A 9,282-nucleotide genomic window follows, 5' to 3' on the forward strand; every position below is an offset into this window, starting at 1 on the left:
TCAACGACTGGATTGCCAGCTTTCCAGCAACGTATGCGTCTGCTCCATCACGGTGGCCTTGAGCAGGGCGCCCTTGGCGGCGTCGATCGCTTTCCAGCCGAGTTCATCCAGGCAGCCTCCGGGTGGGTAGAAGAACGGCAGGATCTGGCCCTTGAGGGTGAGCAGGCGTATCCGGGTCACCGGGTCGCGCGTGGTGGTGCCGCTGATGCGCGCGAGCAAGGTAAGTCGCAGCTTGTTCAGCGGCTGCTTGAGGCGCTGCTCCAACAGCGTTGAAGCGACCCGGGGTTCCTCACCAGCCACTTCCCGCGCCACGAACAGGCGCCGGTTGGACGCCTGTGGGTCGCTCAGCACCATATCCAGCATGACTTCGTGAAGGCTCATGAACGCATCGATCAGGGCGTGCATGTCGCCTTCGCCTTTCAATACGCCGGCCGCGTGCCGCATGGCGGGCTCGAAGCGGGTACGGATATCGTCGGCGATGAACTCGGCGCAGGCGAGATAAACCCCTTCCTTGTTCTCGAAGTAGTACTGCAGCGCGGGCGCGTTGACGCCGGCGGCGGCGGCGATGTCGCGCGTCGAGGCGCCGGCGAAGCCGTGCTCGCCAAACAGCTTCACTGCCGCGGCGATGATCCGCTGACGCGTTTCATCGCCGCGTGCGTAGCCTCCGGCCTGGGAGCGTCGGGGACGCCTGGGTTGGCTCATGCACGGTTCTCCTGCTTGCACCCGGCGAATATATCATTTGACAAAGTTATTCCAATCGGAATAAATCTTCCAGCTGGAATACATTGGACGAACCCTCATGCCCGCCCCCTCCGGATCCGCCCCCGGCGACGCATCGAAAGATGCCGCCACCCCACCCTCGCGCCGATCGAAGGTGGGCAAGATTCTGCTGCCTGTCGGCATAGCGCTGGCCGTGGTCGCGGTGCTAGCCCTGGGCTACTGGTGGCTGGTTGGCCGCTTTATGCAGAGCACCGACGATGCGTACTTGCGCGCCGACAGCATGACGGTGTCGCCCAAGGTCAGCGGCTATGTCACCGACGTCTACGTGGGCGACAACGTGACGGTGAAGGCCGGCGACCCGCTGGTGCGGCTCGACGGGCGGCAATACCAGGCCGCGCTGGACCAGGCCCAGGCCACCGTCGATGCACGCGAGGCGGATATCCAGCGCGCGCAGGCGGGCATCCTGCAGCAGCGGGCCGCCATCGAACAGGCCAAGGCGCAGCAACAGGCAGCCCAGGTCAGCAGCCGGCATGCGGAGGACGAAGTGCGCCGCTATGGGCCGCTGGCCACGTCCGGCGCGGAAAGCAGCGACCAGCTGTCGGTGCTGATCAGCAACCGCGACCAGGCGCAGGCCGCCCTGGCCGCCGACACCGCTGCGCTGGATCAGGCGCAGGCGAAAATCGCCGACCTCAATGCGCAGATCGCCCAGGCGCGCGCTCAGCTGGAAGCGGCGCAGGCCTCGGCGCGGCAGGCGAAGCTCGACCTGGAAGACACCTTGATCCGCAGCTCGCTGGCGGGCCGCGTGGGCGATCGCTCGGTTCGCGTGGGCCAGTATGCGCAGCCCGGCACGCGGATGATGACGGTAGTGCCGGTGCAGAGCGTGTACCTCACCGCCAATTTCAAGGAAACCCAGATCGGCCAGATGCGCGCTGGGCAGCACGCCAGCGTGCATGTCGATGCCCTGCCCGGCACCGAGCTGCATGGCGTGGTCGAAAGCTTTGCCCCGGGCACGGGCTCGGAGTTCGCGCTGCTGCCGCCCGAGAACGCCACCGGCAACTTCACCAAGATCGTGCAGCGCGTGCCGGTGCGCATTCGCCTGGATACCGATGAGCAGACCCGCAAACTGCTGGTGCCCGGCCTGTCGGTGACGGTGAAGGTGGATACCCGCCCGGCACACGACGACGCCGAGGCCGCATCGACGGGAAGCCGTCATGGCTGAGGCAGCCGCCCTGCCTGCCAGCCATCCCGAGCGCGCCAGCGTGGCGGACTGGATCGCGGTAGCGGCCGGTTCGCTGGGCGCGCTGATGGCCACGCTCGACATCTCCATCACCAACTCCGCGCTGCCGCAGATCCAGGGTGAAATCGGCGCCACCGGCACCGAGGGTACCTGGATCTCCACCGGCTACCTGATGTCGGAAATCGTGATCATCCCGCTCGCCGCGTGGCTGACCCGCGTGTTCGGCCTGCGCAATTTCCTGCTCGGCTGCGCCGTGTTGTTCATCCTGTTCTCGATGATGTGCGGCATCTCGACCACGCTGATGGCGATGATCATCGGCCGCATCGGCCAGGGCCTTACCGGCGGCGCGATGATCCCCACCGCGCAGACCATCATCCGCAGCCGCCTGCCGCTGTCGCAGATGCCGATCGGCATGACCGCCTTTGGACTGATCGTGCTATTGGGGCCGCTGCTGGGCCCGGTGCTGGGCGGCTGGCTGACGGAAAACATCAGCTGGAGCTGGTGCTTCTTCATCAACCTGCCGGTGTGCGTCGGCCTGATCACCCTGCTGCTGGCCGGCCTGCCGTCGGACAAGCCGCACTGGGAAGCCCTGAGAAAGGCCGACTGGCTGGGCGTCTTCGGGCTCACCATTGGGCTCAGCTCGCTCACCGTGGTGCTGGAGGAAGGCCAGCGCGAGCGCTGGTTCGAGTCCGACATGATCATCTGGCTCAGCCTGCTGTCGTTCGCTGGCATGGTGTTGATCGCCATTTCGCAGTTCACCGCCGCCAAGCCGGTGATGCGCCTGAGCCTGCTGAAAAACCCGCGCTATGCCAGCGTGATTTTCATCGTGCTGGTGGTGGGCGCGGCGCTGTACGGCGTGATCTACGTGATCCCGCAGTTTCTCGGCATCATCGCGGGATACAACGCGGAGCAATCGGGCTGGGTCATGCTGGTATCGGGCGTGCCGGCATTCATGATGATGCCGCTCTTGCCGCGCCTGCTCGGCAAGGTGGATTTTCGCATCCTGGTGATCACCGGCCTGCTGTGTTTCGTGGCGAGCTGCATGCTGGATATCCACCTGACCGCGCAGTCCGTCGGCGAGGATTTCTTCTGGTCGCAGCTGGTTCGCGGCGCGGGCCAGATGCTGGCGATGATGCCGCTGAACCAGGCCTCGATGGCGGCCGTTTCGCGCGAGGAATCGGGCGACGCGGCCGGCATCTACAACATGGCGCGAAACCTTGGCGGCTCGATCGGCCTGGCCATCATCGGCACGGTGATCGATCGGCGCAACACGTTTCATGTGGCGACCATCCGCGAGTCGCTGTCGGCCAACTCGGTGCTGGGCCAGGAGCGCATGGCCGCCAACGCGGCCAGCTGGTTCGCGCAAACCGGCGACATGGCGTACTCCAAGATGCGCGCCCTGGGCCAGTTGGCGGCGCAGATCCAGCAACAGGCCTTGGTGATGACCTATTCGGAAATTTTCTACGTGCTGGGCATCGCCCTGCTCTGCTGTGTGCCGCTCGCCTTGCTGCTGAAGACGCCCAGGCACTATGCGCCGGCAGCGGCGGGCCACTGAGGATGTTTGCAATGACCACGCTTGAATCACGCGCGCCGCGCGCCCTGCTGCTGGCGCTGCTCGCGTCCATCACGACATTGTCGGGCTGCACCGTCGGCCCCGACTACCGTGGCGCGCCCAACGTGCCCACCGGCGCCGGGCACGGCAATGCGTTTGTGCGTACGCCCGCCGCGGGCGTCGCCTCGTCGCCCGCACCGAGCCAGTGGTGGACCACCCTCAACGATCCGCAACTCAATGCGCTGATCGATGCCGCGCTGGCGCACAACCAGGACCTGCAGGCGGCACAGGCCCGCTTGCGCCAATCGCGCGAGCAGTTGCAACAGCAGCGCACCAAGGCACTGCCCAGCGTCTCGGTCGACGCGGCGGCCGTGCGCATGCGTGACCCAAATCTGCCGGCGCTGCAATCGTCGCAGTCCTCGGGCAACAACGCCTCGCAGGCCGGCCAGAGCAACGGCACATCTACCGGGCGCGGCCCGCTGCAACTGTATACGGCCGACTTCGACGCCTCCTGGGAACTGGACCTGTTTGGCGGAACGCGACGCGCCACCGAGTCCGCTTCGGCGCAGGCCGAGGCGGTCGAGGCGGACCTCGCCGACACCCAGGTATCGCTGGCTGCCGAAGTCGCGCAGGCTTATATCGACCTGCGCGACCAGCAGCAGCGCCTGGCGCTGGCCAACCAGTCCACCGAACTGGCGCAGAAGACGCTCGTGCTGGTGCAGCAACGCCGCGCGCGCGGCGTCGCCGCCGATGCGGATGTCGAGCGCCAGACCACCCAGGTGGAAAACACCCGCGCCACCTTGATTCCGCTGGACGAGCAGATCACCGAGTCGCTCGACCAACTGGCCGTGCTCACCGGACAACCGCCCGGCGCGCTGGATCAGCAGCTGTCCAAGCCGATGCCCCTGCCGACCTTGCCGGCGACCGTGCCCATCGATGATCCGGCCACCATGCTGCGGCAACGGCCGGATATCCGCGCCGCCGAACGCCGGCTGGCATCGAGTCATGCGCAGATCGGCCAACACACCGCCGACCTGTTTCCCAAGGTGACGCTGCTGGGCTTCCTCGGTTCCAGCGGCGTCAACCCCGCTGATCTCACCAAGAAGAGCGCGTTCACCTGGGTCGGCGTGCCCTACCTGCAATGGGACGTGTTCGATTTCGGACGCACCCACAGCAGCATTCGCCAGGCCGAAGCGAGCCGCGACGAGGCGGCGGCCAAATACACGCAGACCGTGCTCGCCGCGCTGCAGGACGCCAACAACGCCCTGTCCCGCTATGGGCACCAGCGCGAGAGCGTGGCGCGCCTGCGGCAGATCGAGGCGTCGGCCAACCGCTCCGAGACGCTGATGCACCAGCGCTATGACGCGGGCGCATCATCGCTGATCGACCTGATGGATACCCAGCGCACGCAGTTCAGTGCGCAGCAGAACCTGGTGGAAGGACAAGCCGATCTGCTGAAGGACTTCGTGTCGCTGCAGAAGAGCCTGGGGCTGGGCTGGCAATAAGCGGCATCCGGCGATTCGCCGATGGGCTTAGATGTCGATGACGAGCTTGCCCCGCGCCTGCCGCTGTTCCAGCAACGCGTGTGCGTCACCCACGGTGGTAAGGTCGAAATGGCGTGGGTCCACTCGCGGCAGGATCTTTCCGGACTCGATCAGCCGGGTGGCTTCACGCAGAATGTCGCCGTGATGAGCCCTTCCCTCGCCCGTCAGCAGCGGCAACAGAGTGAAGACCCCGGAATAGCTGGCCGCACGAAACGATAGCGGCGCAAGGGCATGCGTGCCCCAGCCCAGCGAACTGACCACGTGGCCAAAACGCGCAACGGCCTTGAAAGAAGCATCCAGGCTTGCACCACCCGCCGTGTCATAGACCACGTCGAAACCGCGACCTGCGGTATGCATCGCGACATAGTCCTCCACGCTGATCAGCGTGTAGTCGATCGGGGTCGCGCCCAGCGACTCGATTGGTTTTGCGCTGGCCGCCGAACCCGTCGCGAATACCATGGCGCCGAGCGCACGGGCGAGCTGGATGGCGATATGACCAACCCCGCCCGCACCGCCCTGGACCAACACGGTCTGGCCGGCGTGCACCTTGGCGCGATCCACCAGCCCCTCCCACGCGGTGATAAACACCAACGGCAGCGAAGCGGCTTCGCGCATGCTGAGGTTGGCGGGCTTGAGAGCAAGCAATTGAGCATCGACCGCGGCGTACTCGGCCAGCGATCCTTGCACGCCGCCCACGCCACCGGTCATGCCATAGACCTCGTCACCGGGACGGAAAACCGTGACGCCCTGGCCTACGGCTTCGACGACACCGGCAAGATCGATCCCCAGGATGGCCGGCAACGGATGACGCGCATGACCCGCACTGCCGCTGCGTATCTTCAGGTCCAGCGGATTGACGCCGCTTGCCTCGATGCGCACCAGCACCTGGCCAGGACCCGCGACCGGACGTGCCACCGTGGTAATACGAAACGGCGCGCCGTGGCTCTCCAAAACGGCAGCGTGCATGGAACGTGTATGTGTCATGACCAGGACCTCATTGAACTGGCGGCCAAGCTATACCCATGCAATGCGCATGAAAACCAAAGAAACGGCACGACTTCCATGCATAATTGCATGACATAAGGGTGGCGTCCCGACCGGGCGCCAGCGCCGATCAGCGGCAGGAGTGGCTCGTATGGAATGGGATGATCTTCGTGTCTTCCTGGCCATTGCCCGCGAGGGAACGCTGGGCGCCGCCGCCCGCAAACTGGGACAGACCCAACCGACCATGGGACGTCGACTCCGCGCGCTGGAAGCGTCGGTAGGACAGCCGTTGTTCCAGCGGACGAGCGAGGGCTTCGTGCTCACCGACGAAGGATCAGCCGTACTCAGCCATGCCGAGCGCATGGAGGAAGAGGCGCTGGCGTTCCAGCGGCAACTTGCCGGCCAGCAACAACAGCTGGATGGCGTGCTGAGAATCACCTCGTCCGATTGGTTCGGCGAAACCATGCTGACTCCCGTGCTGGCGGAATTCTCGCGCACCCACCCACGGGTGACCATCGAACTGCTGACGGACACGCGCTTCCTGAATCTCTCGCGTCGCGAGGCCGACCTGGCGTTTCGCATCCAGCCGTTTGCCGAAGCGGACGTGGTGTCGCGCAAACTGCTGCGCATGCCGTATGGCCTCTATGCAAAAGCAGGCACGCCTCATCCCGTGGCGGGTGACGGCGCCGATGCCGCATTGATCACCATGGATACCGGACTGGGCGAGATGCCCGATGTGGCGTGGCTGCAACGCCTGTTGCCCCGGGCCCAGGTGGTATTTCGCAGCAACGCACGCGCCATCCACGCACGGATGTGCCTACAAGGCGTGGGCCTGGCCGTGCTGCCGCGTCCGCTGGGTGACGCGTATGGCGAGCTGGAGCGCATCGACCTAGGTGAAGACCCACCCTCCCGCGACACCTGGCTTGGCTATCACCGCGATATGCGTCGACTCGCCCGCCTCAGGGCCCTGGTGGAACTGGTGATCGCGCGCCTGGCGAATTGACAACTGAGCAAGGCTACGCGGCGGACGGTAGCGCAGCGTTCCTGGCTTGGCCGCAGCGTGAGCTAGTGATGCACCGGAACCTTGCCGTAGCGCAGCAGCTCCTCAAAATCGCGGGCGACCGCGGCATTGCCGAAGCGCTCGACGGTAAAGGAGCGCGCCGCCACACCCATGGTCCGGCAACGCTCGCCATCGCACAAATCAAGGATGCGCTGCCGCCACGCCGCGATGTTGCCCGGCTCGATCAGATAACCGCTGACCTGGTCCCGCATGGTCTCGGGGATGCCGCCGATATCGCTGCCCAGCACTGGTATCCCGCAGGCCTCGGCCTCGATGGCCACGCGCCCAAAGGTTTCCGGCTGCACCGAAGGAAACGCCAGGAACGACATCGCGCTGTAATAGCGATCGGTGTTGGACACCCAGCCGGTGAAGTGATGGCGATGCGCCAGCCCGCACTGTTCGGCCAGCTGATGTAATGCCGGTTCCTCCGGGCCATTGCCAACCCATAGCGCATGCAGCGTCGCGCATTCGGCCATGGCTTCATTCACCGCCTGCATCAACGGCACGACGCCTTTGCCGCCGTGCATGCGGCCGGCATAGCCCATCACGATGGCCGCATCGTCAACACCAAACTCCTGCCGCACGATGGCGCGCTGCGCCGGATCCGGCTGAAACTGCCGGGTATCCACCGGGTTGTACGAGATAAATACGCGGTCAGCCGGCACGCCCCAACGCAGGTAGGCACCGCGCGCATATTCGGATACCGCGATAAAGCGCTGCGCCAGGCGCGGAATGCAGTATTCGGAAAGTCGGCTCATACGCGGCACGCGATGGCGAAACAGCGCGACTGGTGTATGGGTGGCGCGGCCGCAGGCGATCAGCGGCCAGTATTCCTTGCCGAAATTGCCGACCAACCAGTCCGGCGAAACCCGGCGCAGCTGCCGCAGCACCGTGGTGTATCCGCGCAGATCGTAGACGTTGCGGAATATGCTGAAGTGAGTGGGAATGTGCGCCGCCTTCATTCCTTCACCCATGAGTCCATGGCACGAGACGATGCCTTCCACTTGATGCCCGGCTTCCGCCATGGCCTTGGCCAACGCCACGAAATGCGTGGCGGCGCCGGTATTCTCCGGATTGGTACCGACAAACAGCAGCTTCATCTGCGTTTGTCCTCGTAACCGGTCAGCACTTTCGCCGCCACTTGCGCAAGCAGATGATGACGTGCCACCTGGATCCGCGGCAGTCGCCACAGATCAATGCCCTCGCCCGCTTCCGCGCGACCACGGTCGGTGGTGGTGGCTGCCTCAAAGCCGGCACGCCGCACCACGCCGATGGCCCGTTCGTCGTAGTCGCCGTAGGGGTAGCAGAACTGGGTGATGCGCGCGCCGAGGCGATCCTCCAACTCGGCCTTGCAACCCTGAATTTCGTCGTGCTGCTGCGAGTCATCGCATTGGCTCAGCCGCACGTGCGTACGAGTATGCGCACCCACCTCCATGCCCGCCGCACGCCAGTCGAGCAACTGGCCGACCGTCATCAACGGCTTGCGTATGCCAAGCCGGCCGGCATCCCAGGCGTTGTATTGGCCGATGAATCCACTGACCACATAGCAGGTGGCGGTGAAGCCATGGCGGCGCAGGATGGAAGCGGCCGACTCGAGATTGTCGGCATAGCCATCATCCAGGGTGATCACGGCAACACGCCCTTGCCGTTCCCCGCGCAGATAAGGCATCGCATCCGACATCGACATGCCGCGATAACCCAGCATGTTCAACAACCTCATCTGCCGCGCAAACGATGTCGGCGATACGTAGAGGCTGCGATACACCTGCACGCCGCGCGGCACCCGGGCGATGTTGTGATACATCAGGATGGGTATTTTCATGGTACGTCCCAATGACTGATCAGGCACCCGCCTGGCCGTCCTGCGCGCCCATCACATGCCACGACACGCCGCCAAAGCGCCGCCTCGCAACGAGCGTTCCGCCGATTCATGTGCGACAAGAATCATGCACGAGGAAACTGTCGTGCACCTTGCGTGTCGACGACTTTGCGCGGCGTGGGGGCCGTGCCCAGGAACAACGAGGCTTGGGCTGGCACTCGCCTCTTGCTCCTCAGGGCCGGCGCCGTCCATGGCGCCTCCCTGCATCCCCAGGGGGATGGGATTCAGCGTGAAGGCTGGATCACATGTTTCGGCGGTACTCGCCGCCCACGTCGTACAAGGCGTGGCTGATCTGGCCGAGCGAGT

8 protein-coding genes are annotated in these 9,282 nt (G+C 65.2%); 4 read left to right on the plus strand and 4 right to left on the minus strand.

The genetic code is table 11. The features are described from left to right. Complete coding sequence (locus MJ606_RS11025; protein ID WP_243049556.1) at positions 1–702, minus strand: CerR family C-terminal domain-containing protein; 702 nt, start codon at positions 700–702, stop codon at positions 1–3. A 172-nt stretch (positions 703–874) separates the two neighbouring features. Here MJ606_RS11025 and MJ606_RS11030 point away from each other — a divergent pair, with 172 nt between their 5' ends. From MJ606_RS11030 to MJ606_RS11040, 3 genes are read left to right on the plus strand one after another with little or no spacing between them, the layout of a single operon-like run. Beyond that, positions 875–1,939: an HlyD family secretion protein gene (locus MJ606_RS11030; protein WP_243049557.1), complete on the plus strand. Its 1,065-nt coding sequence runs from the start codon at positions 875–877 to the stop codon at positions 1,937–1,939. Beyond that, entirely contained in the window at positions 1,932–3,512 is a 1,581-nt protein-coding gene (locus tag MJ606_RS11035; protein ID WP_243049558.1) for an MDR family MFS transporter, read from the plus strand. Before MJ606_RS11030 ends, MJ606_RS11035 begins: the two co-directional genes overlap by 8 nt. An 11-nt stretch (positions 3,513–3,523) precedes the next feature. Further along, complete coding sequence (locus tag MJ606_RS11040) at positions 3,524–5,014, plus strand: efflux transporter outer membrane subunit (RefSeq protein WP_243049559.1); 1,491 nt, start codon at positions 3,524–3,526, stop codon at positions 5,012–5,014. A 27-nt stretch (positions 5,015–5,041) separates the two neighbouring features. Here MJ606_RS11040 and MJ606_RS11045 read toward each other — a convergent pair whose 3' ends face one another. Beyond that, positions 5,042–6,037, minus strand: a complete 996-nt coding sequence (locus MJ606_RS11045) for a zinc-dependent alcohol dehydrogenase family protein (protein WP_243049560.1) — start codon at positions 6,035–6,037, stop codon at positions 5,042–5,044. 151 nt (positions 6,038–6,188) lie between these two features. On the opposite strand from MJ606_RS11045, the gene MJ606_RS11050 reads away from it, so the two are divergent. After that, positions 6,189–7,040, plus strand: coding sequence for a LysR family transcriptional regulator (locus MJ606_RS11050; protein ID WP_243049561.1), 852 nt, complete (start codon positions 6,189–6,191; stop codon positions 7,038–7,040). Positions 7,041–7,102: 62 nt separating this feature from the next. On the opposite strand, the gene MJ606_RS11055 is transcribed toward MJ606_RS11050, so the two are convergent. Both MJ606_RS11055 and MJ606_RS11060 read right to left on the minus strand, forming a co-directional pair. Further along, entirely contained in the window at positions 7,103–8,197 is a 1,095-nt protein-coding gene (locus MJ606_RS11055) for a glycosyltransferase family 4 protein (RefSeq protein ID WP_243049562.1), read from the minus strand. Further along, complete coding sequence (locus tag MJ606_RS11060; RefSeq protein WP_243049563.1) at positions 8,194–8,919, minus strand: polysaccharide deacetylase family protein; 726 nt, start codon at positions 8,917–8,919, stop codon at positions 8,194–8,196. Before MJ606_RS11060 ends, MJ606_RS11055 begins: the two co-directional genes overlap by 4 nt. Positions 8,920–9,282: the final 363 nt, after the last annotated feature.

The organism is Dyella sp. RRB7 (genome assembly GCF_022761115.1).
In the GTDB taxonomy this organism is placed as follows: domain Bacteria; phylum Pseudomonadota; class Gammaproteobacteria; order Xanthomonadales; family Rhodanobacteraceae; genus Dyella.

Bases quoted from the DNA above. Each gene is read 5' to 3' on its own strand.
- MJ606_RS11045 (WP_243049560.1), bottom strand. From the start codon at position 6,037: ATGACACATACACGTTCCATGCACGCTGCCGTTTTGGAGAGCCACGGC.
- MJ606_RS11025 (WP_243049556.1), bottom strand. From the start codon at position 702: ATGAGCCAACCCAGGCGTCCCCGACGCTCCCAGGCCGGAGGCTACGCA.
- MJ606_RS11055 (WP_243049562.1), bottom strand. From the start codon at position 8,197: ATGAAGCTGCTGTTTGTCGGTACCAATCCGGAGAATACCGGCGCCGCC.
- MJ606_RS11060 (WP_243049563.1), bottom strand. From the start codon at position 8,919: ATGAAAATACCCATCCTGATGTATCACAACATCGCCCGGGTGCCGCGC.
- MJ606_RS11040 (WP_243049559.1), top strand. From the start codon at position 3,524: ATGACCACGCTTGAATCACGCGCGCCGCGCGCCCTGCTGCTGGCGCTG.
- MJ606_RS11050 (WP_243049561.1), top strand. From the start codon at position 6,189: ATGGAATGGGATGATCTTCGTGTCTTCCTGGCCATTGCCCGCGAGGGA.
- MJ606_RS11035 (WP_243049558.1), top strand. From the start codon at position 1,932: ATGGCTGAGGCAGCCGCCCTGCCTGCCAGCCATCCCGAGCGCGCCAGC.